This is a genomic window from Streptomyces sp. NPDC041124 (assembly GCF_055592385.1).
In genome coordinates this window covers 301707-325353 of record NZ_JBVIYR010000005.1, presented here as the reverse complement: position 1 = coordinate 325353, position 23647 = coordinate 301707, and the positions used below count along the sequence as shown (strand labels likewise).

Below are 23647 nucleotides of genomic sequence, written 5' to 3'. Positions count from 1 at the left end.
CGCATGTCACCCGACTGGCCCGCCGGACGAGCGATGCGGGACCGCGCCGTGCTCGTATGGAAGCGGCCTCCATGCCTACCCGGAGGGAGCTGGGAATGCACGAGATGTGGTGCGGTGCAGACACTTCGGGGGAGCCGGTGTGGCATGTTCTCACCCCGGACAAGTCCTCGACTCTGTGCGGAGTGGACAAGGAGGAGGAGTCGCCGGGGCGTGACACGACGGACCGGCACTGCTTCTCCTGCATGCAGTCGTTCCAGGCCGTCGTGGCGTCCCGCTGAGGGGTCCACGACGGCCGGTACGGCCCGGACCGGCCGACCACCCGGTACGGAGTGCCCGGTCCGGCCGGCCGTGAAGGCCGGCCGGACCGCTCAGTGACAGGGGTGGTCGTCCCCGGTGTCCTCCGGCCCGCGCGTCCGCGTGCGGCAGAAGCAGGACGCCTCGACGGGGACGTCCGCCAGTGCGGCCGCCTGGGTGAGCTGCCGGGCGATGATCTGGGCCTCGCCGGTCTTGCCGGTGCGCAGCAGGCACTCGTGGAACCCGTGCAGCGCCCAGACGTTGTTCGGGTGCTGCAGTGGCCGGGGCAGGGTGGCGTCCAGCCCGAGGTCCGCGCGGTAGACGGCCTCGGCCTCGGTGACACGGCCCTGCTCCAGCAGCAGCGCCCCGTACGCGTGCCGGGTGGGCTGCATCCAGCCCCAGGGCTCGTCGTAGGGCAGGGTGTCGTCCAGCTCGATGGACCGCTCCAGCGCGGCGAAGGCGGTGTCGTACTCGCCCTTGCGGTAGGCGAGTTCGCCGTCCAGCATCGCCGACGCGACGGCGAGGATGTCGTGGCAGGTGTTGTTGAAGAGCATCCGGGTGCCGGGGACGCGGCCGACGGCGGCGCGGAAGTTCTCGCGTTCGGCCTCGGCCCGGTCGGTGACGCCGGTCGCGGAGAGTGCCACGCCCCGGGCGTAGTGCAGCATCGCGGTGGTGACGCAGTACAGGTCCGGGTCGTCGGGGAACGGCAGGGCCAGGATGTCCTGCCAGCGGCCGAAGCGGATCAGGACGTGGACGCGCATCGCCAGGAAGCCCTCGAGCCAGTCGGCCATCGGCGGGCTCTGCACCCGGAGCAGCTTCTCCGGGATGGCCTCCTCGAGCCGGGCCGCGGCGTCCAGCGCCGCCTTCGACTGGCCGGCGAACATGGCGCCGTAGATCCTGAAGTGGTGGTTGTGGGCGCGGTAGAGCGTGTAGAAGTTCATGGCACCGGCCCGCCCGAGGTACTTGTCGTCGGCCTCGATGGCGAGGGTGTTGTCCGAGACGACCCGGCGGTAGTCGCCGCACAGCACTTCCAGGTGCGAGGGCATGTGGCGCAGGTGCCCGGCGTCGGGCACGGCTCCGCGCAGCCGGTCGGCGACGGTGAGGGCCGCTTCCGGCGTGGGGGACATCTCCATCAGGTGGATGTACAGGTGCAGGACGCCCGGGTGCCGGGAGCCGGCGTCGGTGGCGAGCGCGCCGTCGAGGACGGCCTTGGCCTCCAGGGTGCGGGCGCCGTCGGCCGGGTGCCCGGTCCCGAGGTCCCACAGCTGCCAGGGGGTGAGGTTCATCAGGGCGTCGGCGCAGAGGGTGGCCACGTCGAGATCGCCGGGGGCGCCCTCGTACACGGCGAGCATCCGGTCCGCGTACGGCTCGTTCCACACGGAGCAGTCGTCGGCGGCCCGCGCCTGGGGGTAGCGGGCTCGCAGGGCTTCGACGAGTGCCCGTTCGACGGGGGTGGCGCGCGCGGACTTCTCGTGCGCGTGTTCCACCGCCCGGTGGGTGCGTTCGACGGTGCGGGCGAGTTCCTCGCCGTCGAACGCCTCCCAGGGCTTGTTGTAGTTGGGGCCGAGGGCGTAGGCGATGCCCCAGTGGGCCATGGCGCAGTCCGGGTCGGCTTCCGCGGCCTTCTCGAAACAGGCGACCGCCTCCTCGTGGTTGAAGGCGTACGTCCACATCAGCCCGCGGTCGAACCAGAGTTGGGCCGCGGGTGAGGACGTCGTCACGGGCCGGCTGTAGGGGCCGAGGTCGTAGTAGTCGTCCATGGGTGCCCTGCCTCCCGGGGAAGCGGATGAGCCGGCCGCTGCCGCGCCGGCGGCGAAACGTCCCGTGGGGACGAAACCGACGATAGCGGGGCACAGACGCTCGCGCAGGTGCCAGCGCCGATCCGGGCGCCGTGCGCGCACGGGCGGCGGCACGCGGCACCGAGCCGCGCGGACGGCGTCCCGGACGTCAGTTTCCGCGACGCTCCCGTCGCGCACGGTGACACCTCGGGGACTCGCGCCACGCCCCGGGCCGGGCACCTTCCCGGCACCCCGTGCCTCCTTCCGTCATTCCTTCGAGCGCTTTCGCCGACGGGCTGGCACGGGTCGTGCGGCGCTCCCTAGGATGTATTCCCTGTCCAGCCAGCCCAGTTGGCGCGGTACTCCGCAGGGGGAACGATGCACACCGGTAAGCAGCTGTCCACCGAGATCGACGCGACGGTGCCGACAGCCGCGCGCATGTACGACTACTACCTGGGCGGCAAGGACAACTACGCCGCGGACCGTGCGGCCGTCGAGGAGCTGGACAAGGTGGTGCCCAGCACCCGCCGTCTCGCCCTGAACAACCGGCGCTTCCTGCAGCGGGTGGTCCGCACCCTCACGCAGGAGTACGGCATCCGCCAGTACCTGGATCACGGGTCCGGTCTGCCCACCCAGGACAACGTGCACCAGGTCGCCCAGCGCATCGATCCGAGCACACACGTGGTCTACACCGACAACGACCCGATGGTGCTGGTGCACGGCCGGGCGCTGCTGGAGCAGGACGAGCGCACCGTGGTCATCCAGGCCGACATGCGCGACACGGACGGGATACTCGGCCACCCGGAGACCCAGCGCCTGATCGACTTCTCGGAGCCGGTCTGCGTCCTGTTCAACTCGGTCTTCCACTGCATTCCGGACAGCGACACCGACGGCCCGCTCGCGGTGGCCCGCAGGGTGCGTGAGCGCCTGGCCCCCGGCAGCTTCATGGTGATGTGCCAGCTGGTGAGCGAGGACCCGGAGGTCCGCGACTTCGTCACCACGTTCATGGATCAGGCGACCCAGGGGCACTGGGGCCGGGTGCGTGAGCCGAAGGACGTCGAGACCTACTTCGAGGGCCTCGAGATAGTGGATCCGGGCCTGGTGGAGGTGTCCACCTGGCGTCCGGACACCGAGGTGGCGCCCCGTCAGCTCACCAAGGAGTGGATCGAGTTCGGTGGCGTGGGCCGGCTCCCGCTGTAAACGGCCCGACAGCACCGGCACAGGCGCCGGTGCTGTCGTCCGTCCGCCTGTCAGACGGTGGCGTAGCGCTCCTCGATGGTCCTGCGCAGCAGTTCCACGGATTCCCGGGGCTTGAGCGCCTCGTCCGCGAGACGGTCCAGCGCGATCCGGTACTCCTCGGTCTCGTCGAGGTCCTCGAGGAAGTTGGCGCTCCTGATGTGCTCCAGGTAGACCACGTCGGGCAGGTCGAGCCCACCGAAGCGCAGGTAGGTCACCGGAATCGCGGGAGCCGACGCGTTGGTCACGTCCAGCGGCACGATCTGCACCGTCACGTTGGACCGCTCGGCCATCGTCACCAGGTGCTCCAGCTGCTCCCGCATGACCGCGGGACTGCCCAGCACGCGCCACAGGACCGACTCGTCGATCACGGCCCACAGCTGAGGTGCCGCCTCGCGCCGCAGCAGTTCCGCGCGGCGCATGCGCAGCTCCACCCGCCGCTGCACCTCACCGGCCGGGGCATGGGGCAGACCCCGCTCGACCACGGCGCGCGTGTAGGCGGCCGTCTGCAGCAGTCCGGGGACGTACTGGATCTCGAAGGTGCGGATGGTGGCGGCGGCCTCCTGGAGACCGACCAGGCGGTCGAACCACTCGGGCATCAGCCGCTTGTCGTACCGCTGCCACCAGCCCGGCTCGCCGGCCCGCTTGAGCAGTTTGAGCAGCACCGAGGCTTCGTAGTCGTCGGTGCCGTACAGCGTCAGCAACGCCCGGACGTCCTGCTCGGTGGGCGGGCGGCGGCCCTTGCCCGACTCGATGCGGGACAGCTTCGCCCCGCTGAAGCCGACGGTGCGCGCCGCCTGGTCCTGGGGCAGCCCGGCGTCCTCCCGGAAGCCTGCCAGCTGCACGCCGACCAGCATCTTCAGCAGGGTCGGCGCGGGCTCGGCCCTGTCCAGATAGGGTTCGAGGCGGGAGATTCGATGCGACGCGGCGGACATCCTGACTCCCAGCAAGACCGGCACAAGGGCGATTCACACTATCGCACCTGACAGTGCCTCACGCATGCGCGCGAGGCAAGCCCCGCGGAAGTGGGTGGGCCGGCTCCGCTTCACGGTGCCGGCTTTCCGGGAGACGGTCAGACGAGGTGGTCGAACTCGCCGTCCTTGGCGCCGGCCAGGAAGGCCGCCAGCTCCGCGGCCGTGTAGACGAGGGCGGGGCCGTCGGGGTCACGGGAGTTGCGCATCGCGACGTCCCCGCCGGTCAGCGGGGCCACCTCGACGCAGTTGCCCTCGGCGTTGCTGTGCCGGCTCTTGATCCAGCGGGCGTCCAACTGGCTGGCCCGCACTCCGTTGCGCACTCCTGGCACCGCTGTCTCCTTGCTGTTCACGTCCCGCCGCGCCCGGCTTCCCTCCGTGCGTGGCGAAAAATCTCGCGCAATTTCTCGTGCAATTGCACGCGACCGCTGTCAGCGTGGATACTAGCTGCGGCGTCAACCCCCGGGCAGGCGCCCCGTCCTGACGTCGCATCGAGGAGATGCCGTGTCATCACCCGCGCTTCCCGTGCTCCGGCCGCCGGCCCTGACGCTGGCACCGGCGGGCGGCTCCGGCACGGCCCCGCCCTTCCCCCACACCCCGCTCCCGGCGGTGCGGTGCGAGGAATCCCGTCCGGCGCCGGAGACGGTCCGCACGGCGTGCGACCCGGTGGCGCTGCGCATCCCGTGCAGCCGGGAAGGGCTCGCACGAGCGCGCTCCTTCACCCGGGCCACCCTGTGCGCCTGGTCGCTCGGACACCGCTGCGACGACGCCGCGCTGGTGATGACCGAGCTCGCCGCCAACGCCGTGACCCACGCGGCACCGCGCTGCGCGGGTGTGCCGGACGTGCGGCTGGGCTTCCGGCTGGAACCGGCGCACGTGCTGCTCACCGTCTCCGACCCCGACGACCACCCGCCCGTCCCGGCGCCCGGTGCCGCTCTCGACGAGCACGGCCGAGGGCTGCGCATCGTCGACGCCCTGTCCGAGGGGTGGGGCTGGACCCCCGCCGCCCCGGCCGGCAAGACGGTGTGGGCCCGGTTGTCGATCCACCCGCCCATCTGACACGACTGCCGCGGAAAGGCACCCACGCCATGCGCAGCGCTTCGACACAGCAGCCGAGCAGCGAGCGCCCTGTGCGCCACACGTCCCCCACCGGAGTGGCACGGACCGCACCCCTCACGGCGGTGTCCCGCGTGCCGTGGGCGGACATGCAGGACTCCACCGGATCGGCGGCCGCCATCCCCCTGCTGCTCAACGCCATCGCCTGGGGGGACTCCGCCACGGCCCTGGCCGCCCTGGAGGACTTGCGGAAACGCGTCTGCCAGTACGGTTTCGTCACGGAACAGGCGACCGCGGCTACGGTCCCCTTCCTCTGGGAGCTGGCCCAGCTGCCCCACGTCACGTGCCGGGCCCGGATCATCCAGCTCCTCAAGGCGATCGCCGACGCCCGGCAGTGGGAGAGCACCGCCGCCCTGTATCCCAAGCTGCTCAGCCGCCGGGAGAACCCGGTGGTGTGGGAGCGGGCCGCCCGTCAGGCGGTGCGCGCCCGGCGGGGCGACCTGAACCAGCTGCTGAGCGAACCGGACACCGAGATCGTCCGGGCGACCACGGAACTGGCCCGGTCACTGGCCGACTGAAAGCCATGGGCCGTCCCGCCGACGGCGGCCCGGCCGAGAGCGCGCGACCTTCGGGGGACGAGTCGCGCGCCGGGGGGAGGGTCGCGCGCGGCCGAGGGGGGAAGGCCGCGCGCGACCCGCGAAGCCCCGCGGCGAGCGCGACGCGCCGGTCAAGGAGAGGGCGTCCCTCGCCTCACGTGGCGCGGCAGTGTAGACATGGCACATGGTCCGACTCATGGGTCGATCCCGGACCCGGTCGCCCCAGCAGCCCGGCACCGCGGCGTCGGCGCGGCGCCGGCAGCGGAGGGACGCCCGCTCCCGGTGGCGTCCGGCGGCGGGGCTGTGGTCGGTGCTGAGCGGGCGCAGCGTCGCCGGACAGGTGTTCGTACTGCATCTGGTGATCGTGCTGCTGCTCGTCGTGGCCGCCGTGGTGGCCCTGGTGCTCCAGGTCCAGCGGGACAGCACGCAGGAGGCCCGCAACCGTTCGCTCGCCGTCGCGGAGACCTTCGCCAGCGCGCCGGGCGTGGTCGAGGCGCTCCGGTCCCCCGATCCCACCGCCGTACTCCAGCCGCGCGCCGAGGCGGCCCGCGAGCTGGCGAACGTCGACTTCGTCGTCGTGATGAACACCGACGGCATCCGTTACACCCATCCCAAGCCGGACCGTATCGGCAAGCAGTTCGTCGGCACCATCGAGCCGGCGCTCGCCGGTGAGCCGGTCGTGGAGGAGATCGACGGCACCATCGGAGAGCTGGTGCAGGCCGTGGTGCCGGTCAAGGACACCGACGGCACGGTGGTGGGCCTGGTGTCGGCGGGCATCACGACCGAGAACGTCGGCGGGGCCGCGGAGGACCAGCTGCCGCTCGTGATGGGCGCGGCGCTCGCCGCGCTCGCCCTGGCCATCGCGGGCGCGGCCCTGGTCAGCAGACGGCTGCTGCGCCAGACCCACGGCCTGGGCCCGCACGAGATGACCCGTATGTACGAACACCACGACGCGGTGCTGCACGCGGTGCGCGAAGGGGTGATCATCGTCGACGGCGACGGCACCCTGATGCTCGCCAACGACGAGGCGCACCGGCTGTTCAGCCTGCCCGAGGACGCCGAGGGCCGGCACGTGCTGGACATCGGCCTGGACCCGGACACCGCCGGCCTGCTGTCGTCGGGCCGGGTGGCCACGGACGAGGTGCACCGGGTGGGCGGCCGGCTGCTGGCGCTCAACCAGCGGCCCACCGACCGTGCGGGCGGCCCACCGGGCAGCGTCGCCACGGTCCGCGACTCCACCGAACTGCGGGCCCTGTCCGGACGGGCCGAGGCCTCGCGCGAGCGGCTCGACATGCTGTACCGGGCCGGAGTGGGCATCGGGACGAGCCTGGACGTCACCCGCACGGCCGAGGAGCTCACCGAGCTGGCCGTGCCGCGGTTCGCCGACTTCGCCACGGTGGACCTGTTCGAGCAGGTGCTGGACGGTGGCCACCCGGACGCGGCCGGCGCGCTGCGGCGCACGGCCGTGACGGGGATCGCCGAGGACGCTCCGCTGTATCCGAGGGACGAGAAGATGCGGTTCGTCGCGTCCTCCCCGCAGGGCCGGAGCCTCGCGACCGGCCGCCCGGTGCTGGAACCCCGGCTGGGCGAGGCGCCCGGCTGGCAGGCCCAGGACGTGGAGCGTTCCGGCCAGGTCGTGGACTACGGCATCCACTCGCTGATCACGGTGCCGCTGCGGGCCGGCGCGCTGGTGCTGGGTGTGGTCAGCTTCTGGCGTTCGGGGAAGCCCGAGCCGTTCGACACCGAGGAGCTGGCGCTCGCGGAGGAGCTGGTGGCCCGGGCGGCGGTGTCCATCGACAACGCCCGCCGCTACACGCGTGAGCACAGCATGGCGGTGACGCTCCAGCAGAGCCTGCTGCCGCGCAGCCTGCCCGAGCAGAGTGCCCTGGAGATCGCCTACCGCTACCTTCCGGCGCAGGCCGGGGTGGGCGGCGACTGGTTCGACGTCCTGCCGCTGTCCGGAGGGCGGGTCGCGCTGGTGGTCGGCGACGTCGTCGGGCACGGCCTGCACGCGGCGGCCACGATGGGCCGGCTGCGCACCGCCGTGCACAACTTCTCCGCGCTGGACCTGCCGCCGGACGAGCTGCTCGCCCTGCTCGACGAGCTGGTCGCCCGCATCGACCAGGACGAGGCACAGGACGAACACAGCGCGCCGGTGACCGGCGCCACCTGTCTGTACGCGGTGTACGACCCGGTCTCGCGGCGCTGCACCGTCGCCCGTGCGGGCCATCCCCCGCCGGCCGTGGTCCGGCCGGACGGCAGCGTGGAGTTCGCGGACGTGCCTGTCGGCCCTCCGCTGGGGCTCGGCGGTCTGCCGTTCGACTCGGCCGATCTGGAACTGCCGGAGGGCAGCCGGCTGGTCCTGTACACCGACGGGCTGGTCGAGGACCGGGAACACGACATCGACGTCGGCCTGGAGCAGCTGCGCGAGGCGCTGTCCCGGGCCGGCGGCTCCCCCGAGGACACCTGCCGGACCGTTCTGGAGTCCCGGCGCCCGGCCCGGGCCGCGGACGACATCGCGCTGATCGTGGCACGGACGCGGGCGCTGGCGGCCGACCGCATCGCCGAGTGGCCGGTGCCGTCGGATCCGGCGGCCGTCGGCGAGGTGCGGGCCGCGGTCACCCGGAAGCTGGCCGAGTGGGGGCTGGAGGAGCTGACGTTCGGCACGGAGCTGATCCTGAGCGAGCTCGTCACGAACGCGCTCCGCTACGGCGGCACCCCGATCCAGGTGCGCATGCTCCACGACCGCAACCTGATCTGCGAGGTGTACGACAGCAGCAGCACCTCGCCCCACCTGCGCTACGCGACCATGACGGACGAGGGGGGACGGGGGCTGTTCCTGGTCGCGCAGCTCGCGGAGCGCTGGGGCACCCGTTACCTGCCCGCCGGGGGGAAGGTCATCTGGGCGGAGCAGCCCCTCCCCTGACCCATAAGGCACCCCTGGGTGTGCCCATAAGGCACGCTTATGAGCTCATAGACCGGACCCGCGTACCAGGTTAGGCATGCCTTAATTTAGGCTTCCTCCGAGACGCTTGTCATCGCTCGAAGGGAACTGACCATGCCCCGCCCCCTGCGGGTAGCCATCGTCGGATCCGGCCCCGCCGGGATCTACGCCGCCGACGCCCTGCTCAAGTCCGACGTGGCCGCCGAACCGGGTGTGTCCATCGACATCTTCGAGCGGATGCCCGCGCCGTTCGGTCTGATCCGGTACGGCGTCGCGCCCGACCACCCGCGGATCAAGGGCATCATCACCGCCCTGCACCAGGTGCTCGACAAGCCGCAGATCCGCCTGTTCGGCAACGTGGACTACGGAACCGACCTCCACCTCGACGATCTGCGCACGTTCTACGACGGCGTGATCTTCGCCACGGGCGCCACCGCCGACCGGGCGCTGCCGATCCCGGGCATCGACCTCGACGGCTCCTACGGCGCCGCCGACTTCGTGTCCTGGTACGACGGCCACCCCGACGTGCCGCGCACCTGGCCGCTGGAGGCCGAGAAGGTCGCCGTGCTCGGTGTCGGCAACGTGGCACTGGACATCGCCCGGGTCCTCGCCAAGACGGCCGACGAGCTGCTGCCGACGGAGATCCCGGCGAACGTGTACGAGGGCCTGAAGCAGAACAAGGCCATGGAGGTGCACGTGTTCGGGCGCCGTGGCCCGGCGCAGGCGAAGTTCAGCCCGATGGAACTGCGGGAGCTGGACCACTCCCCCACCATCGAGGTGATCGTCGACCCCGAGGACATCGACTACGACGACGGCTCGATCGCCACCCGGCGCGGCAACAAGCAGGCCGACATGGTCGCCAAGACCCTGGAGAACTGGGCGATCCGCGATGTCGGCGAGCGTCCGCACAAGCTGTTCCTGCACTTCTTCGAGTCGCCGGTGGAGATCCTCGGCGAGGACGGGAAGGTCGTGGGCCTGCGCACCGAGCGCACCGAGCTCGACGGCACCGGCAACGTCAAGGGCACCGGCGAGTTCAAGGACTGGGACGTCGACGCCGTCTACCGGGCCGTCGGCTACCTCTCCGACAGGCTTCCCAAGCTGCCCTGGGACCTCGACTCCGGCACGGTCCCGGACCAGGGCGGCCGGGTCCTCCAGGAGACCGGCGAGCACCTGCCGTCCACCTACGTCACCGGCTGGATCCGGCGTGGCCCGGTGGGCCTGATCGGGCACACCAAGGGCGACGCCAACGAGACCGTGGCGAACCTGCTGGAGGACTACGCGGGCGGACGCCTGCTGACGCCCGGGTCGCCGGAGCCGGAGGCGGTGGACGCGTTCCTCGCCGAGCGCGGCATCCGTTTCACCACCTGGGACGGCTGGTACCGCCTGGACGCGGCGGAGAAGGCGCTGGGCGAGCCCCAGGGCCGCGAACGCGTGAAGATCGTCGAGCGCGAGGACATGCTGCGCGAGAGCGGCGCGTAGGGCCTGGCCGGTAGCGGCGCGTAGGGCCTGGCCGGTAGCGGCGCGCAGGGCCTGGCCGGTAGCGGCGCGCAGGGCCTGACCGGTACAGGGGGCCGCTGGGCACCGCGCGGCCCGGACGGGCGGGGCCGGGCGCCCGGCGGTCCTCCCCGGCCGCGGGGAGGGGCCCGAGCGCCCCTCCCCGCGGATCCGGCGCGGCCCCGCGCGGCCACTCCACGCAGCGCCCGCCCGGTCCAGGACCGGGCGGGCGCTGCGTGCCGGTCACTCCGGCAGGAGCAGCCGGCCGGTCTCGCCCGGCTCGACGCGGACCGAGCGCCGGTCCGGCAGGTGCACCTCGATCGGGGAGCGGCCGGAGGAGGGCACGGTGATCTCCAGCAACCCGTGCTCCAGCCGCAGCCGCACCCCCCAGTGGCCGTGGTAGCGCAGGGTGAAGCCGTAGGAGGACAGCTCCGGCAGGGGCACCGGGTCGAGCCACAGGGCTCCGCCGCGGGTCTCGAGACCGGTCAGTCCGCGCTGTACCAGGTCGAGGGTGCCGGCCATGGCCCCGAGGTGGATGCCCTCTCCGGTGGTACCGCCCTGGATGTCGGCGATGTCCGCCCGCAGGGCCTCCTGGCAGAACGTCCAGGCGTCCGCGCGGCGGGCCCGCGCCAGGACCCAGCCGTGGACCAGGCCGCTGAGGGTGGAGCCGTGGCTGGTGCGGTGCAGGTAGTGGTCGACCGTGCGCCGCCAGGTCCGCTCGTCCAGGCTCAGGCCCAGCCGGTGGAAGACGCCCTGGAGTTCGGCGGGCGAGAAGAGGTAGCCCATCATCAGCACGTCCGCCTGTTTGGACGCCTGGTAGCGGTTGACGCTGTCGCCCTCGGCCTCCAGGATCCGGTCCAGGCGCCGGATGTCCCCGTACCGGCGCCGGTAGCCCCGCCAGTCGAGCTCGGCGAGTTCGCCGTAGCCCTCGAACTGGCTGATCACACCGTTGTGGAAGGGGACGTGGAGCATACGGGAGACCTCCTCCCACTCCTCCAGCTCGCCCGCGTCCAGTCCCGTCCGCTCGGCGAGTTCCCGGCGCCTCGGCTCGGGCAGGTCGTGCAGCACCTGGAGGGTGCGGGTGAGGACCCAGGCGGCCGTGACGTTGGTGTACGCGTTGTCGTCCAGGCCGGGCTCGGAGGCGTCCGGGTAGGCCTCGTGGTACTCGTCGGGGCCGACCACGCCCTTGATGCGGTACCGGCCCAGCCCTTCGTCGAAGTCCGCCGAGTCCGCCCAGAAGCGGGAGATCTGCAGCAGCGTCTCGGCGCCCTTGGTGTGCAGGAACTCCTCGTCGCCACTGGCCTCGCAGTACTGCCACACGTTGTACGCGATGGCCGAGCCCACATGGTGCTGGAGGTGGGAGTGGTCGGGCAGCCAGCGGCCCGAACGGGGGTTGAGGTGGAGCTGCTGGGTCTCCTCCCGTCCGTCGCTGCCGCTCTGCCACGGGAACATCGCGCCCCTGAGCCCCGCGTCGTGGGCCGCGGTGCGGGCGCGTTCCAGACGCCGGTGCCGGTAGTGCAGCAGCGCGCGCGAGACCTCGGGGAAGTGCAGGTTGAGGTACGGCAGGACGAACAGCTCGTCCCAGAAGACGTGCCCCCGGTAGGCCTCGCCGTGCAGTCCCCGCGCCGGGACCCCGACGTCCAGGTCCGCGGTGTGCGGGGAGAGGGTCTGCAGGACGTGGAAGAGGTGCAGCCGCAGGATACGGCCCGCCTCGTCCGGCACGTCCAGTTCGGCCCGGCGCCACAGTTGCGCCCAGGCCGTCAGGTGCGGCTCCAGCAGCGCGTCGAAGTCGCCCGCCCGGCCCACCCGGTCGACGGCCGCGTGCAGCGGGTCGCTGATCGCCGGGTCGCGGGAGGTGTGGAGGGCGACGACCTTGTCGACGGTGACGGTGCGTCCGTCGGCCAGGTCCAGCCGGGTCGACTGGACGGCGCGCGGCCGCTCGTGCCGGACGGTGACGGGCTCGGGTGACGTGAACCGGGCGGCGAGCGCGATCCGCACGTTGGACGTGCGGGCGCGGCAGGACAGCCAGACCCCGTCCGCGGCGGTCGTGCCGGTGAGCACGTCGGTCAGGTGGCGGCCGTCCAGCTCCCGGTAGCGCGGCACCCCGGCGTTGGTCACACCCCCGTCGAGCGCCGCCTCCGCCTCGAGCGGGCCGAAGAACCCCTCGGCGGTGAACTCGGTGCGCAGTCCCGCGAGATGCGGGTCGGCCATGTGGACGAAGCGGAGCTGACGCACGAGGAGCGCCCGGCCCGGACCGAGGCCGTAGCGCGTCCTGCGCTCCATCAGCCCGGAGGACAGGTGCATGGTGACCGCGTGGTCGAGGACCGTCGCCGTGTCGGGGGTGAGCCACGGCTCACCCGGCAGCCGGAAACGGAGCGGGAGCCAGTTGGGCAGGTTGACCATGTCCTCGTTGTCGACCTGCCGTCCCGCGACGTGCGAGGTGAGCCGGTTGTAGACGCCGGCCGCGTACGTCCCCGGGTAGTGCACCTCGTCCGCGGAACACTCGGGTAGCGCCCCCCGGGTGGCGAGGTATCCGTTGCCGAGGGTGCACAGCGACTCCCGCAGTCGCGCGCCACCGGGGTCGTAGCCCTCGTACTCCCAGGTCCAGCCCGTCACCCGACGCTCCTCCCGCCGCCGCGGAACCGGCCGCTGGCGGCCGAAAGGCCGTCGACGAGTACCCCCGGAGGGCGTGCGGCACACACCCGGCGGCGGGAGCGCCCTAACCGTCCCCCACCGGCACTCGCCACAGCAGTGTGGTGCCCCCGCCGGCGGAGCCGGCGATGTCGAACGTGCCGCCCAGCCGCTGCGCGCGGTCGGCCATGTTGCGCAGCCCGCTGCGGCGGCCCCCGGCCGGGACGCCCACGCCGTTGTCCTCGACCGTGAGCCGCACCTCGCGCCCGTCGGTCTCGAGCGACACCTGGGCCCGGTCGGCGCGCGCGTGCCGGGCGATGTTGGTCAGGGCCTCGGAGAGCACGGCCACCAGGTCGTCGGCGGCCTCCTTGGAGACATGGGTGTCGATCAGGCCCTCCATCCGCACGCTCGGGGGGAAACCGAGCACGGACGCGGCCTCGCCGGCCACCCGGACCACGCGGGCGCGCAGGCCGGGTCCGTCCGGACCCTCGTCGGAGGGCGAGCGCAGACCGAAGATGGTCGACCGGATGATCTTGATGGTCTCGTCGAGGTCGTCCACGGCCCGCAGCACCCGCTCCGAGGCCTCCTTGTGCTCGATGAACCGGCCGGCGCTCTGCAGGGTCATGCCGGTGGCGAACAGCCGTTGGATGGCCAGGTCGTGCAGGTCGCGGGCGATGCGGTCGCGGTCCTCGAGCACGGCGATCTGTTCGGCGTCCCGGCGGCGTTCCGCCAGCTCCATCGCCACGGCGGCCTGGGCGGCGAACCCCCGCAGCGGTTCGATCTCCTTGTCGGAGAACGGGCTGCGGTCGGCGGCCCGCACCAGCAGGACGATGCCGCGCACGCTCGTGCCCGACCCGATGGGCACGGCGGCGGCCGGTCCGAGGTCCTCCAGGCGCTGGGGGCCGGGGAAGACCCGGTCGTCGCTCGTGATGTCCGGGCTGGTGACCGGTGCGGCCGCGGTGAAGGCCCGGCCGAGCAGGCTGCCGTCGACAGGCACGACGAGTCCGCGGTGGGTGTCCGCGCCCTGTCCGATGGCCAGTTCCACGGTGAGCGAGTCGGTTCCGGCCACGGGCACCGCGACCACGGCGAGGGCGGCGCCGGTGATCTCCCGGGCGCGCTCGGCGATGAGCAGCAGGGCCGCGCCGCGCTCACTGCCGGACATCAGGCCGTGGGTGATCTCGGCGTTGGCGCGCAGCCAGCGTTCGCGCTGCCGGGACTCCTCGTAGAGGCGGGCGTTGTCGATGGCGACGCCGGCCGCGACGGCGAGGGTGGACAGGACCGACTCGTCCTCCTCGTCGAACTGCGCACCGCCCCTCTTCTCGGTCAGGTAGAGGTTGCCGAAGACCTGGTCGCGGACCCGGATGGGGACGCCGAGGAAGGTGTTCATCGGCGGGTGGTGCGGGGGGAATCCGTAGGAGCTGGGGTGGTCGGAGAGCTTCGCCAGCCGCAGCGGCTCCGGGTGGCGGATCAGTTCGCCGAGGATGCCGTGGCCCTCGGGGTAGTGGCCGATGCGGGCGATCTCCTCCTCGCCGACGCCCACGGTGTGGAAGGCGGACAGCCGCTTGCCGTCGGGGCCGATCACGCCCAGGGCGGCGTACCGGGCGTCGACCACCGCCGCGGCGGCCTCGACGATGCTGTGCAGCACCTGCTCCAGGTCCAGCTCGCGGCCGACCGAGAGGACGGCCTCCAGCAGGCTGTGCACCCGGTCGCGGGTGCCGCGGGCCGCGTCGATACGGGCCTGGAGCTCCTCCAGCAGTTCGTCCAGCCGCAGCTGAGGCAGCCGTACACGGGCGCCGTCGTCCCGCTCGGAGCCTTCCACCGGTGTGCCTCCTGTCCCCGTGGTCCGCGCGTCGCCGCCCGGTCGCCTCCCGACCGGGGCACCGGTAACGGTCCAGTAAAGGTGACGGTACGGCATCTGCCGGACCGCAGGTCGGGCGGGGACCGCCGCCCCGGGCGCGGGGGCCGGACGGCCCTGCTCCGGGGCCGGCCGCAGGGCCGTAGGTCCCCTTCGGGCCGGACGACGGTCCCGCGTCGCCTCCGGGGACCCCGTTACCCATGGGAACAGGTGTTCCCGGTTGCTATACAGGTTCTGCCGCCGGTCCGGATCCGCGGTCCAACGCCCCTTCCCGTCCCGTCTTTTGGGAGACCCCATGCTGTCCGAACAGTCCGCCGCAGTGGTGCGGGCCACCCTGCCCGCCGTGGCCGGAGCGCTCGACGAGATCACCACGCGTTTCTACGGTGCGATGTTCCGCGACCGGCCCGAGCTCCTGGACGGCCTGTTCAACCGGGGCAACCAGGCCAGCGGGGCGCAGCGCCGGGCGCTCGCCGGGTCCATAGCCGGGTTCGCCCAGGCACTGCTCGCCGACCCGGACAGCCGGCCGGACGCCCTGCTGGCCCGGATCGCCCACAAGCACGTCGCGGTCGGGATCACCGACGACCAGTACACGATCGTGCACAAGTACCTGTTCGGTGCCATCGTCGAGGTGCTGGGCGACGCGGTGACCCCCGAGGTGGCCGCCGCGTGGGACGAGGTGTACTGGCTGATGGCCGGCGCGCTCATCGCGCGAGAGGCCCGGCTGTACCACGAGGCCGGTGTGGAACCGGGTGACATCTGGCGTCCGTGGACGGTCGTGGAGCGCCACGAGGAGACGGACGACGTGGTGTCGTTCGTGCTGCGTCCGGCCGACGGCCGCCCGGCCCCGCCGGCCCGGGCGGGTCAGTACGTCAGCGTGCGGCTGCGCATGCCCGACGGGGTGCGCCAGCTGCGCCAGTACAGCCTGTCCTGCGACCCCGGTGGCGAACTGCGGCGCATCACCGTCAAGCGGGTCGCGGGAGCGGAGGGCGCCCCGGACGGCGAGGTGTCCAACCTGCTGTTCGAGCGGATCGGCACGGGCGACGAGCTCACCCTGTCCGTACCGGCCGGTGATGTCGCGCTCGACGAGGCGGACACCCCGCTTGTCCTGGTCTCGGCCGGTATCGGCTGCACCCCGATGCTGGGCATGCTCGCCCGGCTGGAGGCCACCGGTTCGACCCGCCGGGTGCTCGTGCTGCACGCCGACGGCTCGCCGGCCGAGCACGTCCAGCGGGCCGAGACCCGCGAGACGGTCGAGGCGCTGTCCGACGCGGAGGCGGTGTTCTGGTACGAGCGGCCCGGCGCCGAGGAGCCGGACGCCCGCGCGGGTCTGATGAGCCTGGAGGGGATCGACGTCCCGGCGGACGCGACGGTGTACCTGTGCGGTCCGCTGCCGTTCATGCGGTCGGTGCGCGCCGAACTGCTCGCCGCCGGGGTCCCCGCCCGGTCCGTGCACTACGAGGTCTTCGGTCCCGACCTCTGGCTGCCCGAGGCCGCCTGACCCGGCCGGGCCGGGGGCCCGCACGCCGGGCGGCGTGCGGGCCCCCGGTCCGGATCAGACCTCCAGTTCCGCCTCGATGCGGCGCAGCTGGTGCCGTGCCATGGCGAGGTTGGCGCGGGCCCCGTCGAGCACCAGGTACAGGAAGAGGCCGTTGCCGCCGCGCCCCTTCAGCAGGCGGATCAGGTGGTACTGGCTGTTCAGGGTGATGAGGATGTCCTCGATCTCCTCGTTGAGCCCCAGGTGTTCCATGGTGCGCAGCTTGGACCGTACGACGTCGGTGTTGCCGGCGGCGGCGACCTCCAGGTTGAAGTCCTTGCCGCCGCCCAGGGTGCCGAGGGCCATGCCGCTGGTGTAGTCGACGAGCGCGGCGGCCGTCGCGCCGTCGATGGAGGCGAGGCATTCCTTGAGCGAGGTCTCGGTGTTGGCCATGGGTGGTGTCCTTTCACAGGGATGAGCGGTTCGGGCCGGTGCCGGGTGGTGCGCGGGCGTCCGGCCGGGGAGTGAAGCCTCGGGTCAGCCGCCGGGCTGGGTGCGGGGCCGGTGGGCGGGCAGTTGCGGGGTCCGCACCGGGAGGGTGCCGATGGGGCGGTCGGGGTGCTGCGTCCGTGCGGGCAGTTCCCGGGGCGCGAGCCGGTCGGCGTGCCGCCCACCGCCCGGGCCGATGTGGGCGTCCACCAGCTCCGCGATCCGGGCGCCGCTGCGCCGTCCCTCCAGATGCAGCCGCCCCACGTTGACCCGGTCGTCGGCGAGGAGGGTGAGGACGGCGGTGGTCCCGGCCGCGTAGGTCGCGATGTAGCCCTGGCTGCCGCGCACCAGGAGTTCCCGGAACGGGCCCCGTGCGGCCGCGTCCGTCATGCGGTGCGCGACTCCGAGGGCGGCGGCGGTGAGCGCGGCCAGCCCTTCCGGTTCCGTGTCGGGGACGTCGTGCGCCAGGACGAGTCCGTCGACGGTGGCCGCGAGGGTGCCTGCCAGCCGGGGTACGCGGGTGCGGAGCCGGCGCAGTTCGTCCAGCACGTCGGTCTCGACGGCCATGAGCAGTCTCCTTTCGGCACGCTGCCGGCGCGCGCGGATCACAGTGCCTCCAAGGCGTCCAGGAGCCGTCTCAGCAGCGCTGTGTCGGGCTCGTCCCACGCCGCGCCGCCCGTGTCGGGGACGGCGTGGACGGGCGTGGCGGGCGGGGGTGGCGCGGGCGTGACCAGCCCGTCGGCGGCCAGGCGGCGTAGTTCGACGAGGGTGTGGAAGGTACGGCAGGCGAGGGCCGAGGCGATCTGCGCGGCGGTGCGGCCGCCGTCGACCAGGGCGAGGGTGCGCCCGCGGCGGGGCGGCAGTTCGGCGGGGTCGGCGCCGGGCGCCCGGCTGAGCGGCGCGGTGTCGACGGCCGGGTCGGGCCATATGCGGTGCAGCAGGTCGCGGCGGCGGCGCGACTCGCGCAGCACCGTCGCCACCGGTACGGGGCGGACCGCGCCGAGCCAGTGTGCGACACCGGGGCGGAAGCGGAGCGCGGTGCCGTCGTGGGCGAGCGCGAAGTACGCGGCGTCGAACAGGGCGCCCAGGTGGCACAGTTCCAGCGCGCCGGTGGTGAGCCGCCCGCTGTCCACCAGCTGGCGGCCGACGCGGTGCCGGGCGCCCGCCCGCTGGACGGCCTCCCACCAGCCGGCCGGGGCGACGGCTCCGCTGCGGGTGAGCAGGTCGCCGAGGTCGGGGCTGTGGGCGGACTCGACGTGCACGACGTGTCCCGCCGCGAGGTAGAAGACGCCCGAGTGCGTGGACAGGGCGCCGGTGGCGTGGTCGGCCGCGAGGGTGCCGAGCAGGTCGGGGGCGGATCCGTCGGTGCAGGGCGCCGTGGTCATCCGAGCACCAGCCGGTCCGCCATGTCGGCGAGTCTGATGCGGGCCAGGGCGAGGTTGCCGTCGGCGCGGTCGAGCCACAGGTAGAGGAACACCGTGCTGTCGAACGTCGTGACGACGAACCTCAGCAGGTGGTAGGAGTCGGCGCTGGTGAGGATCAGCTCCTCGGCGGGGCGTTCCTTCCCCGCGGACCCGGCTCGGTCGACGGCCGGTGCGAGCGTGCCGCTCTCCATGGCCTGGCGGGCGAGCTCGGCGGTCTCCGCGGCGGTGGCCTCCGCGTCGCCGCCCGGCGCCTCGCCGACCGCGCCCAGGGCGAGCCCGCTGATCCAGTCGACCACCAGGGCACCGCGCGCCCCTGGCAGTCGCATGGCTTCCAGCAGGCTCTCGTCGATTCCGGGCACGCCGGATCCCCCTCCTCGCACGGCTGTACCGCGAACGTGACCTCGACGCTACGGTGTGTGCTCGACCGAGGTGAGGGCTTCGGTGTTTTCCGGGGGAATATGCGACACGGGTGAGGTGCCGCTGGTAGGGTCCGCGCATTTGCCCTGCCGACGAGCCGTCCCGTACGGCCGTGGTGCGGGCGGGGCCCGCCCCGGTGCGGAGGGTGGGACGGCCCCGCCCGCCCCGCCACCGTGGTGATGCCCGCACCGCCGGGACCACGGGTGAAGCGGGGTCACCGCGTGTGCGGGGCGCACGCCCCGCGCGCGACACGCCGGAGGACCACCGCACATGCGGGCCGTCCGGAGCGGGTAGGCGCAGGCCCGGACCGCCGCCCGGCGGAACCCCGCGTCATGTCGCCGGCCGGCGGCGGCGATACTGGCAGGAGCACGTGTCCCCGCTCACCACTGGACCCATGGCGACCTCTCCCCCACTCCACGCCCCTCTCCCTCCCACGGTCTGGCTGGCCCGCGGCCGGCACACCGGTGGCCGGGCGGAGGAAACGCTCCGGCGCGCTCTGCGCCGCCTCAGGGAAAGCCGGGACATCGACGACTTCCTCGAGGTCCCGGCCGCCGACCCCCCTTCCGGCCTGGTGTTCGAGTCCCGGACCCGGGTGGCCGGGGACGTCACCGTGCGCGCCCGGCTGAGTCTCTCCCCCGGCACGGACGCTGGGCGGGACTGGCTCCTGGTCGCGGAGGCGGAGCGGCCCTGGGACCAGGGCTGGCCGTCCCCGGCGGGCATGTTCTGGGAGCGGGAGCAGGACGACGAGTGGCACCGCGACGCGGCGACGGGACTGCGGCCCGGGGAGATCAATCCGCTCCCGGAGGACGACAAGGCCGTGCGACGGCTGATGCGCGACTGCGCGCGCGACGCGTGGCACGTCCATGTCGTCGTCCACGAGGCGATGACCACGGACGAGCGCGGCCGGGTGCCGCTCGCGCACTGGCTGCCGCCGGGGCTGCGGCACCGGGTCGTGGAGCACCGGGCCACCCCGCAGCAGTTCCGGGTGGCGAACTGGGCGCTGCGCGAGCACGGAGTGCAGGTGCCGCGGGGGGGTGCCGTGGTGCTGCCCGGTACCCCGGCCCCCGAGGGCTGGGACGGCGACGCCTTCGCCGTGCGGGCGGTGTTCCTGGACGGTACGGAACCGGCCGGCCTCGTCGACGCGGTGACCCGCTTCGACGCGCTGCCGCGCGTGCTGCCGGAGGGCGCGCGGGAGGCGCTGACCGCGCTGCGGGGGGACTGGCACCTGCTGACCCTCGCGGAGGAACTCGACCGTGAGCGCGCACTGGTGGCCATGTACGCGGAGGCCCTGGAGGCGATGACGAAGTCCCGGGACCTGTACCGGGAGGCCGCCGAACGCGCCCACGAGGCCCTGGCCGCGTACCAGGACGCGGCTTCCGCGACCCCGGCCACCGGCACGCCGCCCCCGCCCCGGGCGGCCCCCTCCCCGATCCAGCACCTCACCCGCACCCTGGAGCGCCTGAAGGGCGGCGGCGGGGTCAGGCCCCGCCGTCCCGGGGAACCGGCGCCGGACCGGGAACCGACGGCATCCGACCGCTGAGGGATCGCCTCCTGGGTCGCACCCGTCGTGACCACTCGGGCCGCCGTACGGGTCCGAGAGGGGCGCGGTGCCCCGACGGGTCTGACACACCGTGGAGGTGTCGGGTGAGCGTCCGCTCGCTCCCCGGAGCGCCGGGGCACCGGTCCCTCACTCCGTGGCGCTCGGGGGTGGCCAGGGGGTCCAGCGGGTGCCGGGGAGGGGGGAGGCCACGCGGACGACCAGGGCCGCCAGTGCCAGCAGTGCGGCTGCGGCGGCGGCGGAAGTGGCGAGCCAGGCGGGCGCGAGGGCGAGGTCCACCGCGCGGGAGAGGGTGGACGACGGGTAGGAACCGCCGTAGGCGTGGGTGCCGGCCAGGACGGCGGGGACCGCGAACGCTCCGGTCAGCGCCACGGCACCGGGACGCACGACCAGGATCAGCGCCAGTACCGTGCACAGCACCGCCAGGCCGACGGTGAAGGCGTGCAGGCTCAGGGGGACACCGTCGCTCCGCAGCGGGAAATGGGTCACGGCGCACACGGCGAGGGCCACCGCGGCCAGCCAGCTCGACCAGATCACGGGTATGGCGACCGGCCGGGGCGTGCCGTTGCGGGCGGGGCGGCGGCGCGGGGGTCGCGTCCGGCGGGCGGCGGGGCGCAGACGGCCGGCAAGGAAGCCTTGGTGGGGGGCGGCCGCACGAGAGCCGGGCCGGTGCTCGTCCCGCGCGGCCGGCCCGTCCTCGGCTTCCGGCCCCAGCGTCGGTGCCTGCGGCCTGCGGAGGTGTTCGGGGGGCCGGTGCAGGGCCAGGCGGTCGATCAGCTCGACCAGTTCGTCGACGGAGCGTCCGGTCGCGGCGGCACGCAGCGCCTCCTCGCGGCAGCGGGGTGCCGGCGGCTCGTTGTGCAGCAGTGCCACCAGGAGGGTGACGTCGTCGACGGACCGGTGTGCCGCCGCCGCGCGGATGGCCTCGTCGGCGCCGGCCACGTCGCGCGGCGGCCGGGTGAGGAGGGCGACGAGACGGGTGACGTCCTCCACCGGCCGTTCGATCCCGGCGGCACGCAGCGCGTCGACCACGGCCCCGGTGTGCTCGGGCGACCGTTCCAGTGCGGTGATCAGGTCGGCGACCTCTTCGAGCGGCCGGTCCGTCACGGCGGCGTGCACGAGGTCGCTGACCGGATCCGACGGATCCGCGCGGTCCTCCGCCGGCGTGGGCGTGCGGGGCGGATCCGGATGGCGCGCGCCGGTCGCGGCGACCGCCGGGTCGGCGGGCGGGACCCTGGGCCCCTCGGAGGGTATGACCGGCTCGTTCGGGCGAGGTGACGTGGAGGAAGTGGTCATGATCGGCTCCCTGGGGAAGGCTGATGACCATTACTAGGCGGCCCCGCACATGGCTGCCACTCGGCTGCTCCACCGGGATGACCTGCGGGGATCTGGCGTTTCACAGGTCTTGGACGGGGCATCGGACGCGTGCGCGCATGGCTGGTCCCCGCCGCCATACCGGGGCCGTCAGCGGGCATCCGATCCAAGAAGGCTGGGCCGCGGCGAGGGCCGCGGCACCGCGGTACCCCCGGAGGAGGGCAGTGGCGTTGGACTCGACCACCGTACTGCTGACGGTCGCCGCGGTCCTGGCGGCCGTGGTGCTGGCCGTCGCGGTCGCCGTCCTGGTCCGTCTGGTCCGCACACGGCGGGAGTTGCGGCGGGCTGGTCTGCCCACGGGGCCGCGCTGGGTGTTCTGGGGCGCGGTCCTCTACCTGGCGCTGCCGGCCGATCTGCTGCCCGACCCGGTCTACCTGGACGACGTGGGCGTCCTCTTCCTCGCACTGCGCACCATGCGTGGCTCCGCCGGCACGGGCCTGTCCCGGGCGCCCTCGCGGCGGCCGGGACGGCAACCCGCCGGTGACTACGCTCCGTGAGGAAACCAACCACCCGTTCGATTCGTATAAGTCTCTGGAAGCCGAAAGAAGTCGGCGGACCAAGCGGCGGCGCACACGGGGCCGTTGGCTGGTCGGCGCAGCACCGACGAGGGAGAGACGATGCAACCGTTCGCACTCAACTACGCACGTCCGGCAGTTGAGTTGGCCGTTGCCACTCCGTACGCGTATGACTCCGGAATGCAGTTGAACGTCCTCGGTGACGGGCGGATCGCGGCCTGCGACCACGCGCTGTTGCGCGAGGTGGGGACGACGACGTCCACCGCGGGCTCCAAGACCCACTTCGACGACTGAACGCGGACCGTAGACGATGACCGTGCTGATCCTCACCTGTGAGGAGGATGTGACCGCCGACATGGTGGTCGTGCATCTGAACGGTTCGGGCGTGCCGGTGGTGCGCCTCGATCCCGCGGACCTGACCGGCGGCGTCTCGCTGTCCGGCGAGTTCGTCCACGGCCGCTTCCGCGGCCATCTGTCGGCCGGCGGGCGGCTGGTGAGCATCGGCGGGCTGCGGTCCGTGTGGGTGCGCCGGCCCGGCACGCCCGCCGGGCGTGCGCCGCAGCCGTCGGCGTGGCTGTCCGAGGAGGCCTCACAGGCGCTCTACGGTCTGCTGCGGGGCTGCGACGCGCGGTGGATGAACCATCCGGACGCGGCCCGGCAGGCGCGCCACAAGCCGTGGCAGTTGCGGCTGGCGCAGCGCTGCGGTCTGCCCGTGCCGGCCACGGTGATCACCACGTTCCCGCGTGCCGCGCGGGAGTTCGCGGAGCGTTTCCCGGACCTCGTGGTCAAGCCGGTGTCGGGGGCGCATCCGCAGGATCCGCCGCGTGCGGTGCCGACCAGCAGGGTGGCTCCCGACACGGACTTCTCGGCGGTCGCGTACGGCCCGACGCTGCTTCAGCGACGGATCGCCAAGCGGGCGGACATCCGGCTGACCGTGGTGGGTGAGCGGTTGCTGGCCGCGCGCAAGACCACGTCCCCGGACGCGGATCCGCAGGAGGTGGACGTGCGTTTCGCCGCGCCCGGTCCGCCCTGGGAGCCGGTCGAGGTCCCGGTGCGCACCGCCGACGCCGTTCACACCTATGTACGCCGGGCCGAACTGGCTTACGGCGCCTTCGACTTCGCCGAGGACGCGGACGGGACGTGGTGGTTCCTGGAGTGCAACCAGTCGGGGCAGTTCGGGTTCGTGGAGGTGGAGACGGGACAGCCGATCGCGCGGAGCATCGCCGAGTGGCTGTCCCGTCCCCTTCCCGACGAGCCCGCGGAGCTCGACGGGGCGAGTACCAGGGTGCGCTGAGGGAACGTCAGCGGGAGACGGTCAGTGCGGCCGCGGTCCGGGCAGCAGGGCGGTGCGCTGCCAGCCGTTGCCCGGGGCCCCCGGCCGGTCGTGGCCGGGGCCGGGGCCGTAACCCGGGGACTGCAGGGGCCGCATGACCAGCTCCAGTTCCCTGCTCACGCGTTCGGCTTCGCGGCGGACCTGTGCGGGCACGTCGCCGCACTCCGCGATGAGTCGGTCGTAGATGGGGGAATCCTGGAACACCCGT

Annotated in this window: 22 protein-coding genes; 11 read left to right on the top strand and 11 right to left on the bottom strand. The window is 73.3% G+C overall.

What is annotated here, in order from left to right; all coding sequences use genetic code 11:
• The first annotated feature begins 137 nt into the window (after positions 1 to 137).
• Positions 138 to 278, top strand: a complete 141-nt coding sequence (locus ACZ6A9_RS16360) for a hypothetical protein (protein ID WP_468985281.1) — start codon at positions 138 to 140, stop codon at positions 276 to 278.
• A gap of 90 nt (positions 279 to 368) precedes the next feature.
• On the opposite strand, the gene ACZ6A9_RS16355 is transcribed toward ACZ6A9_RS16360, so the two are convergent.
• The gene (locus ACZ6A9_RS16355) at positions 369 to 2054 is read right to left on the bottom strand and encodes a hypothetical protein (RefSeq protein ID WP_468985279.1); all 1686 of its coding nucleotides are present in this window, start codon (positions 2052 to 2054) and stop codon (positions 369 to 371) included.
• A 396-nt stretch (positions 2055 to 2450) separates the two neighbouring features.
• Here ACZ6A9_RS16355 and ACZ6A9_RS16350 point away from each other — a divergent pair, with 396 nt between their 5' ends.
• A complete protein-coding gene (locus ACZ6A9_RS16350; protein WP_468985276.1) occupies positions 2451 to 3272 on the top strand; it encodes an SAM-dependent methyltransferase in 822 nt (273 codons plus the stop codon).
• A 50-nt stretch (positions 3273 to 3322) separates the two neighbouring features.
• On the opposite strand, the gene ACZ6A9_RS16345 is transcribed toward ACZ6A9_RS16350, so the two are convergent.
• Both ACZ6A9_RS16345 and ACZ6A9_RS16340 read right to left on the bottom strand, forming a co-directional pair.
• The gene (locus tag ACZ6A9_RS16345) at positions 3323 to 4243 is read right to left on the bottom strand and encodes a helix-turn-helix domain-containing protein (protein WP_468985273.1); all 921 of its coding nucleotides are present in this window, start codon (positions 4241 to 4243) and stop codon (positions 3323 to 3325) included.
• A 137-nt stretch (positions 4244 to 4380) separates the two neighbouring features.
• The gene (locus ACZ6A9_RS16340; protein WP_468985270.1) at positions 4381 to 4611 is read right to left on the bottom strand and encodes a DUF397 domain-containing protein; all 231 of its coding nucleotides are present in this window, start codon (positions 4609 to 4611) and stop codon (positions 4381 to 4383) included.
• Between the two features lie 172 nt (positions 4612 to 4783).
• Here ACZ6A9_RS16340 and ACZ6A9_RS16335 point away from each other — a divergent pair, with 172 nt between their 5' ends.
• From ACZ6A9_RS16335 to ACZ6A9_RS16320, 4 genes are all read left to right on the top strand, one after another.
• On the top strand, positions 4784 to 5338 hold the full coding sequence (locus ACZ6A9_RS16335; RefSeq protein WP_468985267.1) for an ATP-binding protein: 555 nt from the start codon (positions 4784 to 4786) through the stop codon (positions 5336 to 5338).
• A gap of 29 nt (positions 5339 to 5367) precedes the next feature.
• Complete coding sequence (locus ACZ6A9_RS16330; RefSeq protein ID WP_468985264.1) at positions 5368 to 5913, top strand: hypothetical protein; 546 nt, start codon at positions 5368 to 5370, stop codon at positions 5911 to 5913.
• Between the two features lie 202 nt (positions 5914 to 6115).
• A complete protein-coding gene (locus ACZ6A9_RS16325) occupies positions 6116 to 8857 on the top strand; it encodes a SpoIIE family protein phosphatase (protein ID WP_468985262.1) in 2742 nt (913 codons plus the stop codon).
• Between the two features lie 132 nt (positions 8858 to 8989).
• Positions 8990 to 10354, top strand: coding sequence for an FAD-dependent oxidoreductase (locus ACZ6A9_RS16320; protein ID WP_468985260.1), 1365 nt, complete (start codon positions 8990 to 8992; stop codon positions 10352 to 10354).
• A 258-nt stretch (positions 10355 to 10612) separates the two neighbouring features.
• Here the strand turns inward: ACZ6A9_RS16320 and ACZ6A9_RS16315 are convergent, their stop codons facing one another.
• The gene (locus tag ACZ6A9_RS16315) at positions 10613 to 12985 is read right to left on the bottom strand and encodes a glycoside hydrolase family 65 protein (RefSeq protein ID WP_468985257.1); all 2373 of its coding nucleotides are present in this window, start codon (positions 12983 to 12985) and stop codon (positions 10613 to 10615) included.
• A 103-nt stretch (positions 12986 to 13088) separates the two neighbouring features.
• Entirely contained in the window at positions 13089 to 14819 is a 1731-nt protein-coding gene (locus tag ACZ6A9_RS16310; RefSeq protein ID WP_468985254.1) for a sensor histidine kinase, read from the bottom strand.
• A gap of 331 nt (positions 14820 to 15150) precedes the next feature.
• Between ACZ6A9_RS16310 and ACZ6A9_RS16305 the strand changes: the two genes are divergently transcribed.
• On the top strand, positions 15151 to 16353 hold the full coding sequence (locus ACZ6A9_RS16305; RefSeq protein WP_468985252.1) for a globin domain-containing protein: 1203 nt from the start codon (positions 15151 to 15153) through the stop codon (positions 16351 to 16353).
• Between the two features lie 54 nt (positions 16354 to 16407).
• Here ACZ6A9_RS16305 and ACZ6A9_RS16300 read toward each other — a convergent pair whose 3' ends face one another.
• From ACZ6A9_RS16300 to ACZ6A9_RS16285, 4 genes are all read right to left on the bottom strand, one after another.
• The gene (locus ACZ6A9_RS16300) at positions 16408 to 16782 is read right to left on the bottom strand and encodes a roadblock/LC7 domain-containing protein (protein ID WP_190098892.1); all 375 of its coding nucleotides are present in this window, start codon (positions 16780 to 16782) and stop codon (positions 16408 to 16410) included.
• A gap of 84 nt (positions 16783 to 16866) precedes the next feature.
• Complete coding sequence (locus ACZ6A9_RS16295; protein ID WP_468985249.1) at positions 16867 to 17385, bottom strand: roadblock/LC7 domain-containing protein; 519 nt, start codon at positions 17383 to 17385, stop codon at positions 16867 to 16869.
• A 38-nt stretch (positions 17386 to 17423) separates the two neighbouring features.
• Complete coding sequence (locus ACZ6A9_RS16290) at positions 17424 to 18203, bottom strand: hypothetical protein (RefSeq protein ID WP_468985247.1); 780 nt, start codon at positions 18201 to 18203, stop codon at positions 17424 to 17426.
• A complete protein-coding gene (locus ACZ6A9_RS16285) occupies positions 18200 to 18601 on the bottom strand; it encodes a hypothetical protein (protein WP_468985244.1) in 402 nt (133 codons plus the stop codon). Before ACZ6A9_RS16285 ends, ACZ6A9_RS16290 begins: the two co-directional genes overlap by 4 nt.
• Positions 18602 to 19053: 452 nt before the next feature.
• On the opposite strand from ACZ6A9_RS16285, the gene ACZ6A9_RS16280 reads away from it, so the two are divergent.
• Positions 19054 to 20199 carry a hypothetical protein gene (locus tag ACZ6A9_RS16280; RefSeq protein ID WP_468985241.1) on the top strand — a complete coding sequence of 382 codons (1146 nt, stop codon included), beginning with the start codon at positions 19054 to 19056 and terminating at the stop codon, positions 20197 to 20199.
• A 147-nt stretch (positions 20200 to 20346) separates the two neighbouring features.
• Here ACZ6A9_RS16280 and ACZ6A9_RS16275 read toward each other — a convergent pair whose 3' ends face one another.
• Positions 20347 to 21513, bottom strand: a complete 1167-nt coding sequence (locus tag ACZ6A9_RS16275; RefSeq protein ID WP_468985239.1) for a hypothetical protein — start codon at positions 21511 to 21513, stop codon at positions 20347 to 20349.
• 248 nt (positions 21514 to 21761) lie between these two features.
• Here ACZ6A9_RS16275 and ACZ6A9_RS16270 point away from each other — a divergent pair, with 248 nt between their 5' ends.
• The 3 genes from ACZ6A9_RS16270 to tgmB all read left to right on the top strand — a co-directional run bounded on the left by ACZ6A9_RS16270 (position 21762) and on the right by tgmB (position 23400).
• Complete coding sequence (locus ACZ6A9_RS16270) at positions 21762 to 22088, top strand: YkvA family protein (RefSeq protein ID WP_468985237.1); 327 nt, start codon at positions 21762 to 21764, stop codon at positions 22086 to 22088.
• Between the two features lie 120 nt (positions 22089 to 22208).
• Positions 22209 to 22400: a putative ATP-grasp-modified RiPP gene (tgmA, locus tag ACZ6A9_RS16265; protein ID WP_149548982.1), complete on the top strand. Its 192-nt coding sequence runs from the start codon at positions 22209 to 22211 to the stop codon at positions 22398 to 22400.
• 16 nt (positions 22401 to 22416) lie between these two features.
• The gene (gene tgmB / locus ACZ6A9_RS16260; protein WP_468985234.1) at positions 22417 to 23400 is read left to right on the top strand and encodes an ATP-grasp ribosomal peptide maturase; all 984 of its coding nucleotides are present in this window, start codon (positions 22417 to 22419) and stop codon (positions 23398 to 23400) included.
• Between the two features lie 21 nt (positions 23401 to 23421).
• Here tgmB and ACZ6A9_RS16255 read toward each other — a convergent pair whose 3' ends face one another.
• Complete coding sequence (locus tag ACZ6A9_RS16255) at positions 23422 to 23643, bottom strand: hypothetical protein (RefSeq protein WP_468985231.1); 222 nt, start codon at positions 23641 to 23643, stop codon at positions 23422 to 23424.
• Positions 23644 to 23647: the final 4 nt, after the last annotated feature.

What these genes read in the sequence shown, in the direction of transcription:
- ACZ6A9_RS16355 (WP_468985279.1), bottom strand. Translation starts at nt 2,054, where the DNA reads ATGGACGACTACTACGACCTCGGCCCCTACAGCCGGCCCGTGACGACG.
- ACZ6A9_RS16350 (WP_468985276.1), top strand. Translation starts at nt 2,451, where the DNA reads ATGCACACCGGTAAGCAGCTGTCCACCGAGATCGACGCGACGGTGCCG.
- ACZ6A9_RS16345 (WP_468985273.1), bottom strand. Translation starts at nt 4,243, where the DNA reads ATGTCCGCCGCGTCGCATCGAATCTCCCGCCTCGAACCCTATCTGGAC.
- ACZ6A9_RS16330 (WP_468985264.1), top strand. Translation starts at nt 5,368, where the DNA reads ATGCGCAGCGCTTCGACACAGCAGCCGAGCAGCGAGCGCCCTGTGCGC.
- ACZ6A9_RS16325 (WP_468985262.1), top strand. Translation starts at nt 6,116, where the DNA reads ATGGTCCGACTCATGGGTCGATCCCGGACCCGGTCGCCCCAGCAGCCC.
- ACZ6A9_RS16320 (WP_468985260.1), top strand. Translation starts at nt 8,990, where the DNA reads ATGCCCCGCCCCCTGCGGGTAGCCATCGTCGGATCCGGCCCCGCCGGG.
- ACZ6A9_RS16305 (WP_468985252.1), top strand. Translation starts at nt 15,151, where the DNA reads ATGCTGTCCGAACAGTCCGCCGCAGTGGTGCGGGCCACCCTGCCCGCC.
- ACZ6A9_RS16300 (WP_190098892.1), bottom strand. Translation starts at nt 16,782, where the DNA reads ATGGCCAACACCGAGACCTCGCTCAAGGAATGCCTCGCCTCCATCGAC.
- ACZ6A9_RS16295 (WP_468985249.1), bottom strand. Translation starts at nt 17,385, where the DNA reads ATGGCCGTCGAGACCGACGTGCTGGACGAACTGCGCCGGCTCCGCACC.
- ACZ6A9_RS16290 (WP_468985247.1), bottom strand. Translation starts at nt 18,203, where the DNA reads ATGACCACGGCGCCCTGCACCGACGGATCCGCCCCCGACCTGCTCGGC.
- ACZ6A9_RS16280 (WP_468985241.1), top strand. Translation starts at nt 19,054, where the DNA reads ATGGCGACCTCTCCCCCACTCCACGCCCCTCTCCCTCCCACGGTCTGG.
- ACZ6A9_RS16275 (WP_468985239.1), bottom strand. Translation starts at nt 21,513, where the DNA reads ATGACCACTTCCTCCACGTCACCTCGCCCGAACGAGCCGGTCATACCC.
- tgmA (WP_149548982.1), top strand. Translation starts at nt 22,209, where the DNA reads ATGCAACCGTTCGCACTCAACTACGCACGTCCGGCAGTTGAGTTGGCC.
- tgmB (WP_468985234.1), top strand. Translation starts at nt 22,417, where the DNA reads ATGACCGTGCTGATCCTCACCTGTGAGGAGGATGTGACCGCCGACATG.